Consider the following 19,304-nt stretch of genomic DNA (forward strand, 5'->3'; position numbering starts at 1 on the left):
GCGGGGCCGTGCCCGCCACAGGGTGAATCGGCCTAAAAGTGAAGATGGCGGCCATAGGCCGCCCTACGGGAAACAGAATCGTTCGGGGGATTTCACAGACGCACTCACCACTGTCTCACGTGTCGCCTATCAGAGCCATCCTCTACGCTTAAAATGCGAGAACGTAGGGCGGGGCCGTGCCCGTCACAAGGTGAATCGGCCTAAAAGTGAAGATGGCGGCCATAGGCCGCCCTACGGGAAACAGCATCGGTCGGGGTATTTTACAGACTCACCCACCACTGTTTCGTGTGTCGCGTATCAGCGCCATCCCCTACGCTTAAAATGCCAGAACGTAGGGCGGGCCGTGCCCGCCACAGGGTGAACCTGCCCAAAAACGAAAATGGCGGCCATGGGCCGCCCTACGGGAAACAGCATCGGTCGGGGGATTACCCGGGAATCACGCATTGCTTTTTGCGTGTCGCCTATCAGAGCCATCCTCTACGTTTAAAGTACCAGTAAGGCAGCACCGCGGCCATTATCATGAGGCCAATAGACATGGGATATCCGAATAGCCATTCCAGTTCCGGCATGTGCTTGAAATTCATGCCGTACATACTGGCAATGAGCGTCGGGGGCAGAAAAACAACGGCAGCAACCGAGAAGATCTTGATGATCTTGTTCTGCTCAATATTAATCATGCCCAGAGTTGCATCGAGAATGAAATTAACGCGAGTGGCAAGAAAACTGGCATGCTCGGTAAGGGACCGAATATCCCGCAGCAGAGTCTGAAGCCGCGCTCTTGTATCAGGTTGCCACCATTTAACGCTGGTCTGAGACAGGAAGATCAGTAGCCGATTCATATTGAAGACGCTGAGACGTGCCTCGGATATGAATTCCCCGTACCGACCTATCTCTGTGATCATCTCTTTGAGGTCCATGCTCTCTGCATCGCTTTCGGCGGCCTTGCCGGGGACGGAGGGGAAAAAGACGCCGCGAGCTAGTCTGTCAAGATTCAAAGCCGTTTCTTCAAGGATGTCAGCCAAGTCGTCGACGACAAGTTCTAACATAGTTTCCATAATGATATCACTTGATTCACTTGCTCTGCTATCGCGTAGGAGCCTGCTGGAAAAGATCCGAAACGGTTTCGACTCTACATAGCGAACGGATATGAGTCTATTGGGAGTCAATATGAACCTGATGTCCGTACTGGAAGGCTGTCCCGCGTCAAGACGAGTCAACAACGCCACTGTCACGTATATGCTGTCATTCTTCTGATAAAAACGACTACTATCCTCAATCTCCTCAATCTCCTGCGCTGTCGGTACGTCAACCCCCAAGAAGGTCTCGACAAGCCGCTCCTCATCACTGGACGGGTTCAAGAGATCCAACCAGATCGTCTCTCTCGGAAGGTCGGCGATCCTAGTTAGTTGCAGTGTTTTGACGCCTTCCGTTGTTTTCAGATATGCCGTGGCCATTTTTCAAATCCTCTTGGGTCGATCCGGAATTAACCGGAAGGCCGATATCACTTTCTGTGCGAGCACCGTGCTGACGTAAGATTGTTCGAGGGTCGGAAGCCTCTATCAGACCTCCGTCGGCTGAAGCAAAATCATGGCAGCGCCAAGTAACAAATTGAATTCGTAGGAGATCCGGCCTTCTGGGGCAGGGTCTTCCGGTCAGCGGCCGTGCAGTTGCAGATTATACTCTCGAATAAGTTCCTTTGAAAGCAGAACTTCCTGAAAATCATAAGCCTTGGATCTTTCAGGGTTTGAACTATTCTTTGTGGGGCAGGCTTTCCGGCCTGCCAAAATCGGCATTCTATGACAGGCACGCGGGAATCCCGCGGCTTGCGGGAAGGCCCAGGATTCCACGACAACGATACGCGTGACTTTGGGCGACAATATGATATTATTTCACAATGTTACCATCGAGTGAATGTCCTTGCATGTTTTCGCTTGAGTGCGGCGGCTTTTGAGGCATAATACGATGACGCCAAACAAAAACATGGGTGGAGACAAACATGCCCGTCAAGAAACAGCTTGAGGTGATGCTCGCGGACGCGCCAGGGGAACTGGCCAAGTTCACGGCGGTGCTTAAGGATGAGCATATCAACATAGAGGCCATGAGCATTCAAGATGCCAACGAGTATCTTCTGGCCCTGTACGACGTGCGAGCACACACGGGCCGAAGGGTGGCGCCTCGGGACTATTACGAAGCGATTTTGAAGGAGTCGGCAAAATACTCGATGATCAGGCTAATTGTCGACAACCCTAACAAGGCTGTGGAGGTCCTGGGCAAGGCCGGTTATCAGGTAAAAATACAGGAAGTCATCGGTCTGGTCTTGGACAATCGGCCCGGACTTCTGCATACGGTTTCCCGCAAGTTCGGCGACGCAGGGGTCAATATTGCCTACACCTACGGCGCGGGCTTTTCGGACAGTGAGTCCGCTCTGTTCATTTTCAAGGTCTCCGACCTGGAAAAGGCTTTGGAAATCTTTCCAGAGGGGACCGCGTGAGGCTGCTCGTTTAACGAACCAGGCGAATTTCGAAGAGGTGTGTGGCAGTCCTGTTTGATTTTGCCGGGACCATTGCCTTAATGCATCCATGACTGAAAGTCTCGTTCCTTTACACTGTTATACCATTCGACGCTTTCCGCCCGTGGGTGTTGGTCGGGAACATCCGGAAGGCGATCAACCGGATAGCGGGGACCTTTACGAGGTCCGCATAATTGATAATGACCACAACACATATGGAGAGGTCATTCAAATCACCATGCGGGCTCTGGATATAAGTGAGGAAATGGCCTTTGCGATAGCGTGGGAGGTTGACCACATGGACTCCTGCGCGGTGGCCCAAGGGCCTTATGAGGACGCTGAGGCGATTGCACAGGTCATTCGGACCATCGGGATCGAGGTTCAGGTAAATCCGGTGGCTCAGGCGACTTGATGCGTGCCGGCAAAACGACCCGAGAACTTAGGGTCCGATAAGATATATTATGTTAACTCGCACATCTCGCACCATTCAGGAATTGACCCTTTCTCTTAGCCTCTGAAAAAACATGCATTGACAAGGTCCCCGTGCGTTCCTATCATTCGTCCTCATGGACGACTCAGCCCCAAAACAGCAACGGCCTCGGCTTAGCCTTGTCATTATTGCCAAGAACGAAGCGGACCGAATAGGCGACCTCTTGCAGAGCTGCCCCATTGCGGACGAAGTCCTTGTGGTGGATTCAGGCAGCACGGACGGAACGGTGGACGTAGCCCGTTCATTCGGGGCGCGGGTGATCCACCAGGAGTGGCTGGGATACGTAGCGCAAAAGCAGATGGCCATGGAAACCGCATCCAGTGAATGGATCCTCAGCATGGACGCGGACGAGGCACTGTCTCAGGAATCCGTGGCCGAAATCCTCAGGGCGTTGGAAAATGTAGAGCCCGAGGTACAAGCCTTCTCCATGCCCCGGATGAGCAGGTATCTCAATCGTTGGATCAAGCACGGCGGCTGGTACCCTGACAGAAAGGTACGCCTGATCCGCAGAGGCTCAGGCCTTTGGGCTGGTGACGCGCTCCACGACCGACTGGAGGTGAACGGCCGGGTGGAACGTCTCCAACATCCGATCCTCCACTACGTGTATCGTGACATCTCGGATCAGGTGAAGACCATTAACAACTTTTCGACCGTGGATGTGCATTACCGCGGGATGAGAGGACCGGGATACGTGGTCCTGGGCCTTCTGCACGCGGTCGGGAAGTTCCTTGAATGCGCGGTATGGAAACTGGGCTTGCTGGACGGCATTCCCGGCTTGATAATAGCGGTAAACAGTGCTTTCTACGTATTTCTGAAACACGCAAAATCGTGGGAACTGAGCCTCCCGAGGGACGAGCGGAAGTGATTTTCAAGATAGATGATCCGGGGAGGCCGAACAAAAAGGGCCTCCCCAGACCCCTCCCCAAAAACTCCCATGATTTTGCACCATTCGACTCGCTTGGCCGCTGTCAGAGATTCAGGCGATTCGAAGAAAGATGCGACCGCCCGCCGAGGGCACCCGCAATTCATCTCTATGAAGATCGCAATGGCTATAGAGAATTTCAGCCGGCACGCAGGCGGCGCGGAGTCGTACGCGGTGGAGTTGGCTCGTACCATGGTCTCCCAGGGATGGGAGGTTCATCTGTACGGACATTCGTGGGACCGCGAGCCTGACACCGCGGTATTCCATCCAATGCCTCGCCTTCCCAAGTGGATTCCCCCATCGGTTAGAATTCTGCACTTTGCCCTTACACACAGACGGATGGTTAAGGGTCAAGGCTTCGACATTGTTCTGGGCTTCGGCAATACCATCACCATGAATATGTATCAGAGCCACGGCGGGGTTCACCGGGTGAGCAACCTGAGGAAGCTTGAAGCTGTTCGCAATCCGTTAGTCAGGTTTATCAAGGCGTTGGCGGTCTTTGGCGTTCCCAAGTACTACGCGCGGGCCTGGATCGAATCCGCGGCTTTCCGAATGAATCAACCTCCTGTCATAATTGCAATATCCGATATGGTTCGGAATGACATGGCTGAGCGCTTCGGTATTGACAAGGAACAGGTCCGACTGGTGTACAACGGAATTGACCAGGCTAGGTTCAGGACCAGGGATGAACCTCAACGACGAAATCTGAGAGAGAAACTCGGGTTTAAGGATGAAATCCTCTTCTTATTCATGGCTTACGATTTCAGGAAAAAAGGAGTCCGCTATCTCCTCGAAGCTGCCGGAGAGCTTCGGGCAAGAGTGGGCCCGGGGAGATTTGGTGCAGTGATAGTTGGGCGCTCGCCCTCCCCTTCTCTTCAGCGCCGAGTGAGCCACCTGGATTTAGCCGATATCGTTAGGTTTCCTGGACCCACAAAGGAGCCGGAGGCCTATTACCACGCGTGTGACGTATTCGTTCTCCCGACCTTCTACGACGCCTGTTCGCTGGTGGTTTTCGAAGCCATGGCTGCCGGCTTGCCTGCAATCACCTCTGTCTTTAACGGTGCGGCGGGAATAATCGAGCACGGCGTCGACGGAATGGTGATCAAGGATCCAAGGAATACCAAAGAGATGGCCGACGCGATGGAGCGCTTCCTGGACCCGAACATATTGGAATCCGCTGGAGCCGCGGCTCGACGCACTGCCTCCAAATATACGCTGGAAGCCAATCACAAACAGATGATTGATATCATGAGAGAAGTCGTTCGGCGGGAATCTCGCTTATAGCATTTCTTTAAAGTTATGTCGGAATGGCAGATTTCCGTTGTCCCGGCGGAGGCCGGGACTCAGTACCTCCTGGATTCCAGGCTTCCGCCGGAATGACGGAAATAGGCAATCGGGAATTATATTGTTACATAGCATTTGACGAAACCTTTGACTTTATCGCAAAGCCAAGTTTCAAAGAATTGGTAGCGGCCGGCGTCCCTGCCGGCCATTGCTACAACTGATTAGCGAACGCGATCGCCCGGGCTCGCGCCTGGTCACCCATGGCATCGGGTTTGGATGCGAAGGGTATGACGATCTCACCCGCGTGATCGCATTTCAAGTAATCGGCAAATCTCTTGAACATCTCCGCCAAGAGATCCACATTGTTTTCGATCCCGTCTTCGCAAGTAACCACTAAGCCTATCCGCTTCCCTGCCATCAAAGATTGCCATTGAGCGGTTCCATACCCTGTAACCAGGCTGCAATGGCGGTCAACGAACGCCTTAATTTGCGCTGTGGGACCCCAGAAGTAAACGGGGGTCGCGTACAGCACTAAGTCGGAATCCAGTAATCGTTCGAGGATTTCGACCGCGTCGTCTTTCTGCGGGCAACCCGGCTTATCCTTGGATTTCTTGCAGGTCCAGCACCCTTTGCAGCCGTTGATCTTGTGGTCTACGAGTTGAATTCGGTTGACGCTATGGCCGCGTGCTTCCAGAGCTTCTTCCACCCATCCGAGTACCTTGCCGGTGTTTCCCTTCTTACGAGGACTACCCAGGACCGTCTCTATTCTCATTACCGCCTCTCTTTATTGAAACGAAATAGTCCGACAGCGCCTTTACCAGACCGTCGATGGTGTATTCGTCGGCCTTCACGTCCGCCGTCAAGCCACATTCTTTAAGTGTGCTCGATGTGACCGGGCCGATGGAAGCAAGCACCACCCCATCCATAAGGGCGGGTAGATCGCTGCCTTTCAGCATCTCAACGAGGTGAGTTACCGTGGACGAAGACGTAAAAGTAATGGCATCCAGCGCCTTTTCTTCCAGCATCTTGCGGACTCTTGCTATATCCGAGTCCGAGGGAAGGCCGGTTTTATAAACCGTTACGACCTCCACTTCACCGCCAATTCGGGTTAATCCCTCAGGGAGAACTTCCCTGGCTTGCTCGGCTCTGGCTATGAGGAAGCGTTTTCCTTGCACTTCAGTTTCGGAAAGCATGTCCAGGACTCCCTCAGCCACAAACTCCTTGGCAAGGCGGTCCACTTTCAAACCGAGCCGTCGAATAGCCGCCGCGGTGACGGGTCCTATGGCTCCCAGCCTCGGCCCGGCCATTTCCCGGATATCGTCGTTAAATTGGAAAAAACGCTCGAAAAACCGCTCCACTCCATTGACTGAAGTAAAAATCACCCAATCGAAGCTCTTGATCCTCGTGATGGCGTCATCGAGGGCTCGATAGTCATCAGGGGGCTGTATACTTATTGTAGGAAACAGGACCGGTTCGCCGCCCTGCTCCGAGATCTTGTCCGCCATCCTCTTGGATTGCTCTCTGCCTCTAGTGATCAGGATTCTCTTGCCGAAAAGAGGTTTCTTCGCGAACCATCCGAGCGTTTCATGCAAAGTCGCCACTGATCCGACCACAAGCACGGCCGGGGCTTTGATGCCTCTGCGCTTGGCCTCAGCAGGGAGATTTTCGAGGTCGGAGACCACGGCAATTTGCCGGGGCGTGGTCCCCCACCGCACCAGGGCCGCGGGGGTGTGTGCCGGTTTACCTGCTTTGATCAGTGATGTTGCTATGTTATCCAGGTTTTTCACCCCCATGAGGAAAACCAGCGTACCAGGATTTGCCGCGAGGACGTTCCAGTCAATCGAGGACTCTTCTTTGTCAGGGTCTTCATGTCCTGTCACAAAGGTCACCATGGAAGCGTGATCCCGATGCGTCACGGGTATGCCCGCATAGGCCGGCGCTGCAATGGCGGAAGTCACGCCGGGGACCACCTCAAAGGGGACGCAGGCTGCCACAAGCTCTTCAGCCTCTTCCCCTCCCCTACCGAACAAGTACGGATCGCCGCCTTTCAGCCGGACCACGGTTTTCCCATCTCTGGCTTTGGTCACAAGGAGGCGGTTTATATCAATTTGCTCTGCGGTGTGATCCTTCCCTTTTTTACCCACGTAGATCAATTCTGCATCGGGCCTGGCTTCCTCAATGAGCTTGTCGCCCGCCAGATAATCGTAAACAATGACGTCGGCCGTGCGAATCTTCTCAAGGCCCTTGACAGTAATCAGACCGGGATCGCCTGGTCCTGCTCCCACGAGAAACACGGTGCCGGGTTTCTTGAAATCCATCTGTTCCTTTCTAGTTACCGTATCCAATTCTCGTTTTGTTCCGTCGAGCTATATTATGTCTATGGCCGGCCCCGGCTCCCAGTCTTCCGTGAGCACAGCTTTGAGGATAGAAGTGGCTCCTTGTGATAAGAGGGCGTCCGCAAGGCGAGTTCCGACACGCGCGTCTTCGAAAGGCCCTGTGTAAGCATCGCGAATCATTGGATCTCCATCAGGGTGAACCACAGCGGCGGTAACCTGAATGCCATCTTCGTCGCAAACGCAATGCGCGGCCATAGGCACTTGGCAGCCTCCGCCCATCCTCTGCAGGAATGCTCGCTCGACCTTCACGCATCTCGCCGTCTCAGGATGGTCCATAGCCGCGACAATTTCTTCGACCGCAGAATCGGACTCTCGCGTTTCAAGCGCAAGCGCCCCTTGCCCTATTGCAGGGATCATGACTTCCGGCCCCATGTACTCGGTTATACGATCGGCAAATCCCATCCGGATTATTCCCGCTGCCGCAAGCATGATTCCGGCAAGGTTCTCGGTCTGAATTTTTCTTAGACGTGTATCCACATTTCCTCGGATGGATATCACTTCCAGACCGGGATAGCGATGCAGCAGAAAGGCTTTTCGCCGCAGACTCGATGTCCCTATTCTTGCCCCGGCCGGCAGATCTTCCAGAGTTCTTCCGTCTGCCGATATAAAAACATCCCTGGCGTCCTCGCGTTCTAAGACTGCTGCAAGCTTCAGCCCTGTCGGCAACTCCGTGGGAAGGTCTTTCATGGAATGCACTGCGAGGTCCACTCTGCCATCCAGGAGAGCGTCCTCGATTTCCTTTGTAAACAGTCCCTTGCCGCCAATCGTTGCCAGGGGTGCGTCCAGTATCTTATCACCTTGAGTTCTGATAGTGATCAGATCCACTTTGACGGTAGGGTGGGTCTTTTCTATGATCGAGGCCACGTGCCTGGCCTGCCAAAGAGCCAGGGCGCTGCCGCGAGTTCCGATGGTGAGTTTCATTCTTGTTTCGTTTCTTCCTTCTCGGGACCGGCCGGAGATGCAAGCCCATCCAACCCGAACAGTCTTTGCGCCACATCCAGGTAGACGTTTCTCTTGGATCTCGATCCTGCTTTCTTAAGGAATGCGATGGGATCGTGAGCTATCTTGTTTATGATGGATCGGGTGATTATTTCTACGATTTCTCTTTCGGCCGGGCTCAGAGTCGACAGCTTTCCGTTAAGGCGCGCCAGTTCCGCTTCCCGAATCCCTTCCAGTTTTTTCTTCAACGCGATTATTGTCGGTGCGGACTCCAGAGTTCGGGTCCATTCCACGAACTTCTGAGCCTCCTCCTCTACTATGGATTCACCGCGGATGGCTTCTTGCCGTCTTTCGCCGACGTTCTCGTGCACCACGGTCTGAAGGTCGTCAATGTTGTACAAGTAAACTCCGTCTATCTCGTTGGATTCCGGCTGCACATCTCGGGGGATGGCTATGTCGATGAGGAAGATTGGGCGAAATCGCCTCCGCCGCATAACGTCCTTCAACTGAGGCGCTTTGATCAAGGATTCACAACTGCCTGTTGAAGTGATTACCACATCCGCGCCTACCAGGCCGTCATCGAGTTGTTCAATGGGAACTGCGCGGCCTCGAAGTTGGCCCGCCAGCGTACAAGCGTTTTCATACGTTCGGTTCACCACGATTATCGGCTTTTCCGCGTGCGTCCTGAGGTGGCGAGCCGCCAGTTCTGCCATTTCGCCCGCGCCGATCAAGAGAACCGTTTTGTCTTTAAGGTCGCCCAGTATCTTTCTAGCTAGTTCCACAGCCACGTATGCCACGGACACTGCGGACAGCCCAACACCTGTCTCCGTTCGGACCCTTTTGGCGGTGAAGAAGGCCCGGTGCATCAGCCGGTTCAGGATCGGGCCGGTTGCGTTTGCGTCAGCGGCTCGGCGGTACCCTTCCTTGACCTGGCCGAGAATCTGGGGTTCTCCAACCACCATGGAATCCAGACTGGATGCTACCCTGAAGACGTGGTTAACGGCATCAATGCCTTGCCTCACATAGAGGAAGTCGCTAAAAGTTTTTGGATCCAGATCGTGTATCCGACCCACGGCTTCGATGACATCTTCCGCCGCATTCTCGGGATGTTCGGTCATAACAATGACTTCAGATCTGTTGCAGGTCGAGAGTATCATCGCTTCTTCTACTACGGGAACGTCAGCAATCAGCCTTGTAACTCGACCGTCCTGATCGCCGGGAAAGGTTATCTTTTCCCGGATTTCAACCGGCGCAGTGGAATGATTGAGTCCGACAACCAGTATTTCCAGCTTCATAGCCCTTTGGTCCTCATGTACGGACTCGTCGTGCCGAATGCGTGATGCCCGCCCAACAGAGCGCTTACTCCAATGAACGTGAAAATGACCAAAACAAAACCAAGAATCGCCAGCATAGCCGCACGCTTACCACGCCAGCCCAGCGCGATCCGCTGGTGAATTATTGCAGCGTAAACAAACCAGGTTATCAGGCTCCAGGTCTCCTTGGGGTCCCAGCTCCAGTAGAAACCCCAGGCGCTGCCAGCCCATAAGGCCCCTGAAATAATCCCTAGAGTCAGAAAGAAGAACCCGAGAGGAAGGCCCCGGCGATTGATCGAGTCCAGTGTCTCCAGAGAAGGCAGCAGTCTATGGTACCTGCCGATTTTTTTCGTTTTTATGAGTCTTTCCTGGATGATATACATCAGGCCGCCCACGGCTATGAGGGCGAAAATCCCGTTCCCGAGCAAAGCCAGCGAGACGTGTATGGGAAGCCACCAGCTTTTCAGGATCGGGACCAGAGGCTCCCTGATTTGATAGGAGAGCGTGGACCCAAACAACATCAATACCGATGCCAGAGGAGTGACTATAGATCCGAAGATCGGGCTGGGGTCCCGATACCGCATGACAAGAAAAAGCCCCACAATCAGCCAGGCAAAGAAGGAAAGAGCGTCAAACGATGTGGCCAGAGGAAAGAATTTGGAGAAGATAGCTCGGTGCATGATGGAAAGGGTATGTGCCGAAAATCCGAGTACCGAACACCAGAATGCTATAGGCGCCCGACCCTCCGAAGACGTCAGCAAGAACACAAGATAAGCCACAGACGCGGCCAGGTACAGTGCTATGGCGATTTTGAAGAAGAACAAATCCAATCTACCCGTCCCTACTCATGACTCATATTGAATAGCGTCCAAAAGCCACAAACGAATTTAGCGAGGCTGCCAGCTTGCCAAGAAATCGGCTTTATCTGTTGCCTCGACAGAGGCAACAGATAAAGATTACAGGAGTTTTTGGGGAGGGGTCCGGGGAGGGCCTTTTTGCAAAAAGGGCCTCCCCGGAAACTCCTCATGCCTCCCACTACTGCGGCGGTTTTTCCATGGCCGGCTCGGGATTGACATTTCCCGGCAGGATGGCTTTCAGGATTTCCAGCGCCCGATCGCGATCGTTTTCGCGCAATGCCGTCAGGATTTCAGAATCGACTATCTCGAGGAAAAGCTTCTTGTTCTCGTCAGAAGGACTTCCCGCGGCAAGTACGAGCCGGCGGAGTTCACCCATGAGTCTGGTCATGGCCGCGTATTCCGGCCCGTATCGTGTCTCCAAATCCTCTCGAATCCGCCGAGCCAGGGCCGGCGACGACCCTCCCGTGCTGACTGCTATTATTAGGTCTCCCTGAGTTATCACCGCAGGCACAATGAACGTGCAGAGTTCCGGAACATCCGCAATGTTGCACGGGATTTTTCTCGCCACCGCTGCATCGTGTATCCTGATGTTGACCTCACGGCGGTTGGTGGTCCCAAAAATGAGAGCCGTTTCAGGATACCTGTCCAGGAGCTTCTCGTCGAATGGTTCAGGGAGCCAATATATTGCTCCTGTCTCGGCGAGTTCCTCCAGTTGCGGCCCCAGTTCAGGAGATATGACCGTCACACGGGCGCCGCTTTCCAAGAGGCTCCCGATCTTCCGAGCCGCTACGCTGCCTCCGCCCACAACGATGACCTGTCTGTCATTAACGTTCATCATTACCGGGTACGGCTTCACAGGGCATCTCCTCGAAAATAGAATATTTTACACAATCCGCCGCAGATGGTCAATTTCTGCTGGGCTGTTTTGCCCATTGACAATTACTCACCGACGCGGCTCCCGCGATGCATACTGACATTGATTCCCATTGGAATCCCCTATAGAATCCGGTTCATGGGATCCGCGATTGAAATGCTGAGTGAGATAACCGACATCCAAACCATTGCAGTCGGTGGTTCCATTCGGCAGCGCCAGAGTAAAGATCATGGAACAGAAAAGAGAAGAACGGCATTTTGTAGTGTGCATCAAGAATGAGGGGTACGCTGCTTCATTGGAACCACGGAAGATTTACCGAGTGGTGCCGGATAGGACGGCCGCCGGTCATAGGCTGATCCGCGTCGTAGACGAGTCCGGCGAGGATTATCTTTACTCGGAGAAGTATTTTGCTCCAATCAGACTGCCGGACACGTTGATCGAGGCCCTGTCACTGGCCCTTTAGAGTTGTCCCGCTATGAACTCGACAGTGAGATGGCTCTAATGCTTGTTGCGCCGCGGCTTGCCTGTATGAGAAAGATCCCTTGCGGACACCAGCGGGTTTCGGTAGAAAGGGAGTATGACATAGAGTAAGTCGATAGGGGTGACGTATGGAAACCGTAACCGTATCTCCTAAATTCCAGGTGGTTATCCCCAAGAAAATCAGGGAAACCCTCGGCTTTCGAGTTGGAGATGATTTCCAAGTCTTGGTCTATGAGAACCGCATCGAGCTAATTCCCGTCAAGCCCGTTCAAGAGGACCGTGGCCTGCTGAGAGGAATTGATACGGCTATCAAACGGAAGCAGAATCGACGGTGACCTAGCACCCACTGAACACAATCATTGGCCATTGCCGTCCCAAAGTGTCATGGCGTGGACGCTAGCCAGATGCAATCTTGATTGGTGGGACAGGCTTCCAGCCTGTCTATTTGAATGACCGGCAAGATGCCGGCGCTACAGAATACAAACCGCAAGACTCAAGCCGAAACAGCACTACTTCAGAAACTGTCCGGGGTCATCGAGAAATTTCGCATAGAATCGGTATGCTGCGGTCTGGTTGTAATCGATGGTCTGGATGCTCGGGGTGTCGAAAGCCAGGATCTGGGCTTCAGGGCAGGCTAGAATTATGGGGGAATGGGTGGCAATTATGTACTGCTTGTTACCGTTGTTCAAGGAATCCATGATGATACGCACGAATTCTATCTGGTTGGGCGGTGACAGGGCTGATTCAGGCTCGTCGAGTAGATACAAACCGTCCAGTTGAAAACTATAACCCTTGAAGAAGGATAGGAAAGACTCCCCGTGTGAAAGCACGTTCAGAGACCCACCACCATAGTATTTGTCACGGGCAGGGTCGTCCAAGAGAATGTCATCGAGGGATGAAGCGAAGTTGAAGAAGGTCTCGGCCCTGAAATGAAAGCCGTACTTGTGCCTGGAATTCAGAGTGAGGCTTATGTGGTTCGCAAGTCGTGTTTCAAAAGGATTGTCGTGCGCCCGGTGGACTTTACTCCCTCCCCAGGGCAGAAAGCCGCTCTTTCGCCCGATCGCATCCAGGAGCGCGGACTTGCCCGAACCATTCTCGCCAACGAAAAAGGCCACCCGCGACGAGAAGTCGATCCTTTCCGTCTGCTGGAAGACTCTAATATTGAACGGGAATCGGTCGCGTGTTGGGAAACTGCCGGATTCTATGGCTACTGATTTTAGGTACATGAAAAGAGAGCTTTCCTCGAGAGCAGAATAGGGGTTACAGTTTGAAGATACCGGTATCCAGAAGTGCTCCGAACATGTCTTCCGCTTTTGCGAAGCCCTTGAATTCCTTGCTGTATTCTTCCTCGGTCTTGAAGCCAACTTCGACAAACTTATTGATATTTATGAAGAAGGCATACTGAATAGTCGGAGCCGTTTCTCCGGCGGAATCTCGATTCTTGTCTATGTGGAGGTTCACAATGTCGATTTGCGGAAGATCGGGAACCGCCATGTCCTTCTCCTTCAGGCTGATCCGGTCATGGAGGTTCTTAGTGGCCACCCAATCCTTCGACAGCACCATGGCCACATCAAGGTCGTATTCCAGATCCCCGCCACCGACGCAGTTGTGCATGGTGGGCCTGGCGAAATAGGTGGTGGAGAATTCGTCGTAGCTCGGCGGCTTTTCATCGAGCTTGCAGCCTTCCTTGTCCATGGCTGAAATTGCCAACACAGGGCATTCCAATTCCAGGCTTAGGTCCGCGAGCTGAGCGGATGCCTCATTAACCTGGCTCCTGATATCGTCGTACTGTCGTCCCAGGGGTATCTTCTGCAAGTAATCGAAAAAGATCGCTACATCATTGCAGCGGAATTCGTGCATTACGTTGTAAGCCTGGGCCTTGATCCGTTCTATGGTATCCTGCCGCCCTGCTTCGATGACGTAGAGATTGCTGCTGTAAGCCGCGGAACGTTCTATCACTTTCTTGACCAGGGCATGGCGCTGCTTTTCCTCCGGGGAAACCTCCGTCAACAGTTTCACGGGATTGATGTAACATTCCCGGCCCAGAAGCCGCGCAGCCAAAGTCCGCCGCGTTTGTTCCCATGTGTAGAACAGCACCGGGAAACCGTTTCTCTCGGCAAGCCGCGAGGCCATGTCCAGAGCGAAGGTGGTCTTACCACGCCTCGGGGGTCCTGCCAGGCCGTAATAGAACCCCTTCCTTATTCCGGAAAGGAGCAGTTCCAGCCTTTCGAAGGGTTGAATGGAGAAACCGAGGAGCTTCTTTTCACCTTGACGGTTAAGATCGGTTATTTCGCCAATTTCGCGGATAGTATCCTTAACCGGCGTGATCCGTTTCTTGACCTTTTGCTTCTGCATCTCGATAAGAGTTTGAATTATTCGGCTGCTGAATTCCACAAAGTCCTGGTCTTTGTATTGGCCCTTGTGCATGGAGTAGTTGGACATAACCTGGGAGAGCTTGTGCATCTTGTCGCGTAGGCTCTGGTCTTTAAGGATATCCAGATATGCCATCAACTGGTCGGCTTCCAGGCTGTCTTGCTCTCTTACAACCGCAAGTGCTTGACTTACCTCCGGGTTAAGCCATTCCTTTGTTTTAAGGGTGTTTTCGATGGTTATCCAGTCGATCACCTGTCCCGGAGTCTGGCTCATGTCATTCACTGTTTTGAAAATTACACGCAAGCTGGAATCCTTGAACACCTCTGCGGTGAAGCCGTCGCTTAACGCCCGGTTGAGAAGGTAACGGTCATCCAGCAGCCCGGCCAGCACCTTTGCTTCGATTTCTTTTGACATGAGTCCTCACCAGTTGTGGGCAGGAAATGTGCTTTCAAACAGGGAGCCTACGGCAAAAGTCTTACGGAAAAGTTCCCTTTCGCAGTTTCTCCGTTTGAAAGCGCATCCATTACCAAAGTACCATCCGCTCCTGATTGATGTCAAGCGGGCTTCGTTAATTACTGACGAGAATGACGATTTCAGACACAGGATGAGCCCGGCAAGCCTATGCTTCGGGCACGGTAAATCTCCAGCGGCAGAAGCGGTCCGCCGGATGAGGGTCGGGAGGAGCGTGGAGGCATTCCACTTGAATCGCCGGATCTATCTCGTGGGCAAAATTGACAAACTCTCCTCTATGCATCTCTTTGCAGTCGTATTCTCCCAAGTTGCGGCGTAAACGTGCCCGTTGAGTGGGACATTCAGGCACGGTAATGATGACTTCTTCAGGCCGCCGGTCTATCTCATAACCCACCAGAGTAGTCCACGGGAACAGGCGCTGGGCCTTGACAAAGCCGTCCAGCCCCTTCTCCGTGATACCGAACCTTTTGACAATGTCTCTTGCCGTCAATCCGGCCACACGGGCCCACACCTTTTCGTTGAAGCGATTTGCCACATCCGTCCCGTATTCTTCTTCCAGAAAAATGTACCAAAACGCGTCCACTACCCGATATTGGTGGAACAAGAAATCCAGGTAACGCTTCAGATCGTCTTTCTCCATATGGTCAAAATTCATCCGGGAACCTCGCGGATTGTGGTTGGCCAAGCGCCACTGATCTTGTCGGAATCTCCGCGGATTGTCAATTGGAGGGTTCAATGGTGGTCGTCTGTCGGTTGAGCGGCGCGTCCGGGGGGTTGCAAAAAAACAAATTACTGCAGACAACGCGAGGACGTATTCCAGATGAACCATCCTCGTAATTGTTCAGTCTTGCGAGGGAAAAACTCGCGCGAAACATGTCATTGCGAGCGCAGCGAAGCAATCTCGGGCCTCAAGAGCTGAGATTGCTTCGTCGCTTCACTCCTCGCAATGAAAGAGAACCGACAATTCCCCCGGCGTAAGTGGGGGGTTACGCATCCCGGTGTTTGTCAATAGTCACGCCAGCGAGTTCTGATCCCTCGGTCTGCCCATGAGATGAACCTACCACCTCCCGTAGGACGCCCGGGAAGCCCCGGCCGCGCGGGGTCTAGAACTCCTTCACCGCGGCTAAACCGTGGCGGGAGTCGTACCCGATTCTTATGCCCCCCACTTCGAGGCCTATCGTGACGGTGCTCTGCGGGTCCAGTATATGCTGAATGGTGTATTCCTGTACGGGTCTCCCGTTGCCAGACCGCACCTCAAAGACGGTATCCCAGGAGAATGCTTCGCGAGCAAAGAACGCGGCCGACATTCCCGCAAACAATAAGGCAAAAGTTGTTGAACGAATGCTCAAAATTGATCGCCTCCCGTAAAATTGGATGCGGTCTCCGGCCTTTTGGGTTCCGAATGGATTGGAATCAGGCAAGAATGCCGCTCTCCAACCCGCCATGTCTTGACGAACAACCGAACAGGCAGACCCTTCTCCCGCTTCGGGTTGTCGCTGGAGCAGAGATCTGCTAAAAGCTCTTGAACAAGTTGATTAACGACGGAAAGGACTTTGCGGAAATGGCCAAAGCTCTATTGGTTGGGACCATACTCGTACTTTTTCCGATACTCTCTCTGCTGGCAAACGCCCAACAGCTTTATCGACTACCCGATGTCAAGTCCATGAAACACATCACGACGAAGAATTCCGACCATGCCCCGGACATCCCGGGAAACGAGACCACCATGGACTACTATTCCGGCCCTAATGGTGATGTGGTTACCGTATACTCGTACCGGGGCCGGACCGTGGGCTTCAGCACACACTCCAACAAGGATGTCCAGGGAAGCTATCGAGTGTTTATGGATTTGACCGGGGAAGGCTCTTTCCAGGAAATAAACAGAGGCATTCAGTGGCAACTGCCGGCTTGGGTCAAATGAAGAAAGACTGTCTCCAGGGGGCGGTTCTTACGCGATCCAGTTCTTAGACAATGGTCAGGGAATATTATGCACGAAATGGCAATTGTTCAGAGTATCATGGACATCCTGATGCAGCAGGCAAAAATGCATCGGGCGACCAAAATAGTCAGCGTGGCTTTGGAATTCGGCAGGCTCACCGCGGTGCAGCCCGATGCGGTAAGGTTTGCTTTCGAAGTCCTCTCCGAGGGAGGAATAGCCCAAGGCACACGCTTGGACATAACCATCGTTCCGGTCAAGGTGCGGTGCTTGGATTGCTCTAAAGAAAGCATAATGGAAAACTATCAGCCGTTCTGTCCTGCATGTTCATCCGCGGCGATTCAGATTATTGAAGGCCGTGACGAGATGCGGATCGTCTCTCTGGAGGTGGACGGTTTCGAGGAGTAAAAAAGACCGTTCCGATTCGCGTCACATTGTGTCTAACCAGTAGAAGCACCGGTTAACTATCAATTGAGAAACACACACAATTGGGGAGGAAAACCATGAAACTTAAAGGCAAAAAAGCAGCGATCCTCTCGGAAGACATGTACAACGAATTCGAGTTATGGATTCCCTACTACCGGCTCAAAGAGGAAGGCATCGAAGTAACGGTTGTCGGTTCCGGTACAGCGTCCACTTACCACAGCAAAAACGGCATTCCGGTCCCGGTGGACAAGAACGCGTCGCAGGTGAGCGCGGCCGACTTTGACGCTGTTGTGGTGCCGGGCGGATATGCGCCGGACAAAATGCGAATCCATCCGGAAATGGTGTCCCTGGTCAGAGATGCTTTCAATCAGGGAAAGGTGGTTGCAGCAATCTGCCACGCGGGGTGGATGCTCGCGAGCGCGGGAATCTTGAAGGGCAAGAAAGCCACGTCTTATGTTGCTATCAAAGACGACATGACCAACGCCGGGGCCATCTGGGAGGATTCGGAAGTGGTCAGGGACGGCAACCTCATCACTTCGAGAAAACCTGACGACCTGCCCGCATTCTGTAGGACAATAATTCAGGCCATGGAGGGGAAGTAAGCAGGTCTCCGGGAACCCATGAGCAATATCAAGTCCATAATAGGCCGAGCAGTCTTACCGGATGGCATCAGTCCCGCGGAGATTTCTTTCGATACCACAACCGGTTTGATTGTTTCGGTTACAGAGATCGAACAGCCTGTTGAGGACAATTTACTGATCTTTCCGGGCTTTGTGGACCTGCACGTGCATGCCCGAGAGTATCCTCGCCCCCAGGCGGGAGATTCGGCTGACATCGCGAAATGGGAAGCCGCGTGCCAAAAAGAGACCTTCGCCACAGCAGGTCATGCCGCTATCAACGGCGGAATAACGCTGTTCGCTGCGATGCCCAACGACCCTACCCCACCCGACAACCCGGAGATGTACGCGGCCAAGCAAGCTGTCGCCGCTGCGTCCCCGTGCCCGGTGGTATTGTTTGCTGCAATAACAGAATCTTCCGAACCGTGGGCTGATGTGCCTTACAAGGTGTATCTGGACGGCTTGCCTTCTTCGGTATCGTTCACAGATTGGAAGGACCTGGAAACCGCGGTCGCGAGGTACAGAGGGTGCCGAGTATTCTTTCACGCGGAAGATCCTGAAGTCCTGCGAAAGCACGGCCAGGGCCCTCGATGGGAGGCCAGGCCTCCGGAAGCGGAAATCGTCGCTGTTGAGAGAATCCTTGAACTCACGGCCAGGTTGGGACTACATACGCATATCTGTCACGTTTCCACGAGAAAAGCCGTCGATTTGATCGACTCCCATAATAGGGCCGGTGGAAGTCCAGTGACCTGCGAAGTCACACCTCATCACCTGTTTTTCAGTGTGCAAGAGGGAAAGGTTTTTTCAGCAGAGTCGGCTCTTGTTCCGGCCAACACGCTTCTGGAATGCAATCCGCCGCTGAGGTCGGAGGATGACCGGCGGTTCATGGTTGATGCCCTGAAAGAAGGCCTCGTGGGTGCGCTCGCGTCGGACCACGCGCCTCATACCATGGCCGACAAGAGGAACGGCGCGCCCGGCATGCCGCATCTGGACACACTTGGCCCGTTCGCCGGATGGCTCATGAAAAGGTGCGGATTCACTGCCGCGAGGGTGGCTGAGGTCCTTTCACATATTCCCGGGACGATACTGGCTCCTGATCTCCAGCGGCCGCACGGAGCTATTAGACCAGCCTTTGAGGCTTCCTTCACGGTCCTGGATCTGGCGGAAACTACTCGAGTGGACGAGAATGGGATCTCGGGTCGCGGATGCCTGAAAACTCGCTGCGGATGGTCTCCGTTCCTGGGGATTGAGCTGCCTTCCGCGGTGAAGGCAACGATGATACGAGGAGAAGATCGCTTCGGGTGAAATCCTGTTATTGAGAACTGCAATTTGGCGATGCGTTGAATTTTTGACAAACACGGCGTGGAGATAGGTCAGTAAGGGCACGGCATGCCGTGCCCCTACGCGAGCATGATAG

The 19,304-nt window shown here is 53.6% G+C and carries 21 protein-coding genes; 10 read left to right on the forward strand and 11 right to left on the reverse strand.

Annotated elements, in window-relative coordinates; translation table 11 throughout:
• Positions 1-464 precede the first annotated feature (464 nt).
• Positions 465-1,454, reverse strand: a complete 990-nt coding sequence (locus HY913_12610; protein ID MBI4964113.1) for a magnesium transporter CorA family protein — start codon at positions 1,452-1,454, stop codon at positions 465-467.
• Between the two features lie 542 nt (positions 1,455-1,996).
• Between HY913_12610 and HY913_12615 the strand changes: the two genes are divergently transcribed.
• From HY913_12615 to HY913_12630, 4 genes are all read left to right on the forward strand, one after another.
• A complete protein-coding gene (locus HY913_12615; protein MBI4964114.1) occupies positions 1,997-2,491 on the forward strand; it encodes an amino acid-binding protein in 495 nt (164 codons plus the stop codon).
• 88 nt (positions 2,492-2,579) lie between these two features.
• A complete protein-coding gene (locus HY913_12620; protein ID MBI4964115.1) occupies positions 2,580-2,921 on the forward strand; it encodes an ATP-dependent Clp protease adaptor ClpS in 342 nt (113 codons plus the stop codon).
• Positions 2,922-3,075: 154 nt separating this feature from the next.
• Positions 3,076-3,864, forward strand: a complete 789-nt coding sequence (locus HY913_12625; GenBank protein ID MBI4964116.1) for a glycosyltransferase family 2 protein — start codon at positions 3,076-3,078, stop codon at positions 3,862-3,864.
• A gap of 180 nt (positions 3,865-4,044) precedes the next feature.
• Complete coding sequence (locus HY913_12630) at positions 4,045-5,205, forward strand: glycosyltransferase family 4 protein (protein ID MBI4964117.1); 1,161 nt, start codon at positions 4,045-4,047, stop codon at positions 5,203-5,205.
• A gap of 211 nt (positions 5,206-5,416) precedes the next feature.
• Here HY913_12630 and HY913_12635 read toward each other — a convergent pair whose 3' ends face one another.
• The 6 genes from HY913_12635 to HY913_12660 form a co-directional block, all read right to left on the reverse strand.
• The gene (locus tag HY913_12635) at positions 5,417-5,977 is read right to left on the reverse strand and encodes a flavodoxin family protein (GenBank protein MBI4964118.1); all 561 of its coding nucleotides are present in this window, start codon (positions 5,975-5,977) and stop codon (positions 5,417-5,419) included.
• Positions 5,952-7,523: a uroporphyrinogen-III C-methyltransferase gene (cobA, locus tag HY913_12640; GenBank protein MBI4964119.1), complete on the reverse strand. Its 1,572-nt coding sequence runs from the start codon at positions 7,521-7,523 to the stop codon at positions 5,952-5,954. The genes HY913_12635 and cobA overlap by 26 nt, the downstream gene beginning before the upstream one ends.
• 48 nt (positions 7,524-7,571) lie before the next feature.
• Positions 7,572-8,522, reverse strand: coding sequence for a hydroxymethylbilane synthase (gene hemC, locus HY913_12645; GenBank protein MBI4964120.1), 951 nt, complete (start codon positions 8,520-8,522; stop codon positions 7,572-7,574).
• Positions 8,519-9,835: a glutamyl-tRNA reductase gene (locus tag HY913_12650; GenBank protein MBI4964121.1), complete on the reverse strand. Its 1,317-nt coding sequence runs from the start codon at positions 9,833-9,835 to the stop codon at positions 8,519-8,521. Before HY913_12650 ends, hemC begins: the two co-directional genes overlap by 4 nt.
• On the reverse strand, positions 9,832-10,683 hold the full coding sequence (gene ccsB, locus HY913_12655) for a c-type cytochrome biogenesis protein CcsB (GenBank protein MBI4964122.1): 852 nt from the start codon (positions 10,681-10,683) through the stop codon (positions 9,832-9,834). Before ccsB ends, HY913_12650 begins: the two co-directional genes overlap by 4 nt.
• A 205-nt stretch (positions 10,684-10,888) precedes the next feature.
• On the reverse strand, positions 10,889-11,566 hold the full coding sequence (locus HY913_12660) for a bifunctional precorrin-2 dehydrogenase/sirohydrochlorin ferrochelatase (protein MBI4964123.1): 678 nt from the start codon (positions 11,564-11,566) through the stop codon (positions 10,889-10,891).
• A gap of 247 nt (positions 11,567-11,813) precedes the next feature.
• Here HY913_12660 and HY913_12665 point away from each other — a divergent pair, with 247 nt between their 5' ends.
• Together HY913_12665 and HY913_12670 are read left to right on the forward strand one after the other, a co-directional pair.
• Complete coding sequence (locus tag HY913_12665) at positions 11,814-12,047, forward strand: hypothetical protein (GenBank protein ID MBI4964124.1); 234 nt, start codon at positions 11,814-11,816, stop codon at positions 12,045-12,047.
• Positions 12,048-12,192: 145 nt separating this feature from the next.
• Positions 12,193-12,399, forward strand: coding sequence for an AbrB/MazE/SpoVT family DNA-binding domain-containing protein (locus HY913_12670; GenBank protein MBI4964125.1), 207 nt, complete (start codon positions 12,193-12,195; stop codon positions 12,397-12,399).
• Between the two features lie 174 nt (positions 12,400-12,573).
• Here the strand turns inward: HY913_12670 and HY913_12675 are convergent, their stop codons facing one another.
• The 4 genes from HY913_12675 to HY913_12690 form a co-directional block, all read right to left on the reverse strand.
• Positions 12,574-13,290 (reverse strand): AAA family ATPase, encoded by a 717-nt coding sequence (locus HY913_12675; protein ID MBI4964126.1) that lies wholly within the window; start codon positions 13,288-13,290, stop codon positions 12,574-12,576.
• Positions 13,291-13,324: 34 nt separating this feature from the next.
• A complete protein-coding gene (locus tag HY913_12680) occupies positions 13,325-14,851 on the reverse strand; it encodes an AAA family ATPase (protein MBI4964127.1) in 1,527 nt (508 codons plus the stop codon).
• A gap of 205 nt (positions 14,852-15,056) precedes the next feature.
• Positions 15,057-15,563: a hypothetical protein gene (locus tag HY913_12685; protein MBI4964128.1), complete on the reverse strand. Its 507-nt coding sequence runs from the start codon at positions 15,561-15,563 to the stop codon at positions 15,057-15,059.
• A 448-nt stretch (positions 15,564-16,011) separates the two neighbouring features.
• The gene (locus HY913_12690) at positions 16,012-16,257 is read right to left on the reverse strand and encodes a hypothetical protein (GenBank protein ID MBI4964129.1); all 246 of its coding nucleotides are present in this window, start codon (positions 16,255-16,257) and stop codon (positions 16,012-16,014) included.
• A gap of 212 nt (positions 16,258-16,469) precedes the next feature.
• Between HY913_12690 and HY913_12695 the strand changes: the two genes are divergently transcribed.
• The 4 genes from HY913_12695 (at position 16,470) to HY913_12710 (ending at position 19,192) form a co-directional block, all read left to right on the forward strand.
• The gene (locus tag HY913_12695) at positions 16,470-16,829 is read left to right on the forward strand and encodes a hypothetical protein (GenBank protein ID MBI4964130.1); all 360 of its coding nucleotides are present in this window, start codon (positions 16,470-16,472) and stop codon (positions 16,827-16,829) included.
• 66 nt (positions 16,830-16,895) lie between these two features.
• Entirely contained in the window at positions 16,896-17,252 is a 357-nt protein-coding gene (hypA, locus tag HY913_12700) for a hydrogenase maturation nickel metallochaperone HypA (GenBank protein MBI4964131.1), read from the forward strand.
• Positions 17,253-17,347: 95 nt separating this feature from the next.
• Positions 17,348-17,872 (forward strand): type 1 glutamine amidotransferase, encoded by a 525-nt coding sequence (locus HY913_12705; protein ID MBI4964132.1) that lies wholly within the window; start codon positions 17,348-17,350, stop codon positions 17,870-17,872.
• A gap of 18 nt (positions 17,873-17,890) precedes the next feature.
• Complete coding sequence (locus HY913_12710) at positions 17,891-19,192, forward strand: amidohydrolase family protein (protein ID MBI4964133.1); 1,302 nt, start codon at positions 17,891-17,893, stop codon at positions 19,190-19,192.
• Positions 19,193-19,304 lie beyond the last annotated feature (112 nt).

This window comes from Desulfomonile tiedjei (assembly GCA_016212925.1).
Lineage (GTDB): Bacteria > Desulfobacterota > Desulfomonilia > Desulfomonilales > Desulfomonilaceae > JACRDF01.

Bases quoted from the DNA above. Each gene is read 5' to 3' on its own strand.
- HY913_12710 (MBI4964133.1), top strand. From the start codon at position 17,891: ATGAGCAATATCAAGTCCATAATAGGCCGAGCAGTCTTACCGGATGGC.
- HY913_12615 (MBI4964114.1), top strand. From the start codon at position 1,997: ATGCCCGTCAAGAAACAGCTTGAGGTGATGCTCGCGGACGCGCCAGGG.
- HY913_12630 (MBI4964117.1), top strand. From the start codon at position 4,045: ATGGCTATAGAGAATTTCAGCCGGCACGCAGGCGGCGCGGAGTCGTAC.
- HY913_12610 (MBI4964113.1), bottom strand. From the start codon at position 1,454: ATGGCCACGGCATATCTGAAAACAACGGAAGGCGTCAAAACACTGCAA.
- HY913_12635 (MBI4964118.1), bottom strand. From the start codon at position 5,977: ATGAGAATAGAGACGGTCCTGGGTAGTCCTCGTAAGAAGGGAAACACC.
- hemC (MBI4964120.1), bottom strand. From the start codon at position 8,522: ATGAAACTCACCATCGGAACTCGCGGCAGCGCCCTGGCTCTTTGGCAG.
- cobA (MBI4964119.1), bottom strand. From the start codon at position 7,523: ATGGATTTCAAGAAACCCGGCACCGTGTTTCTCGTGGGAGCAGGACCA.
- HY913_12675 (MBI4964126.1), bottom strand. From the start codon at position 13,290: ATGTACCTAAAATCAGTAGCCATAGAATCCGGCAGTTTCCCAACACGC.
- HY913_12650 (MBI4964121.1), bottom strand. From the start codon at position 9,835: ATGAAGCTGGAAATACTGGTTGTCGGACTCAATCATTCCACTGCGCCG.
- HY913_12680 (MBI4964127.1), bottom strand. From the start codon at position 14,851: ATGTCAAAAGAAATCGAAGCAAAGGTGCTGGCCGGGCTGCTGGATGAC.
- HY913_12625 (MBI4964116.1), top strand. From the start codon at position 3,076: ATGGACGACTCAGCCCCAAAACAGCAACGGCCTCGGCTTAGCCTTGTC.
- HY913_12665 (MBI4964124.1), top strand. From the start codon at position 11,814: ATGGAACAGAAAAGAGAAGAACGGCATTTTGTAGTGTGCATCAAGAAT.
- HY913_12620 (MBI4964115.1), top strand. From the start codon at position 2,580: ATGACTGAAAGTCTCGTTCCTTTACACTGTTATACCATTCGACGCTTT.
- HY913_12695 (MBI4964130.1), top strand. From the start codon at position 16,470: ATGGCCAAAGCTCTATTGGTTGGGACCATACTCGTACTTTTTCCGATA.
- HY913_12685 (MBI4964128.1), bottom strand. From the start codon at position 15,563: ATGAATTTTGACCATATGGAGAAAGACGATCTGAAGCGTTACCTGGAT.
- hypA (MBI4964131.1), top strand. From the start codon at position 16,896: ATGCACGAAATGGCAATTGTTCAGAGTATCATGGACATCCTGATGCAG.
- HY913_12705 (MBI4964132.1), top strand. From the start codon at position 17,348: ATGAAACTTAAAGGCAAAAAAGCAGCGATCCTCTCGGAAGACATGTAC.
- HY913_12670 (MBI4964125.1), top strand. From the start codon at position 12,193: ATGGAAACCGTAACCGTATCTCCTAAATTCCAGGTGGTTATCCCCAAG.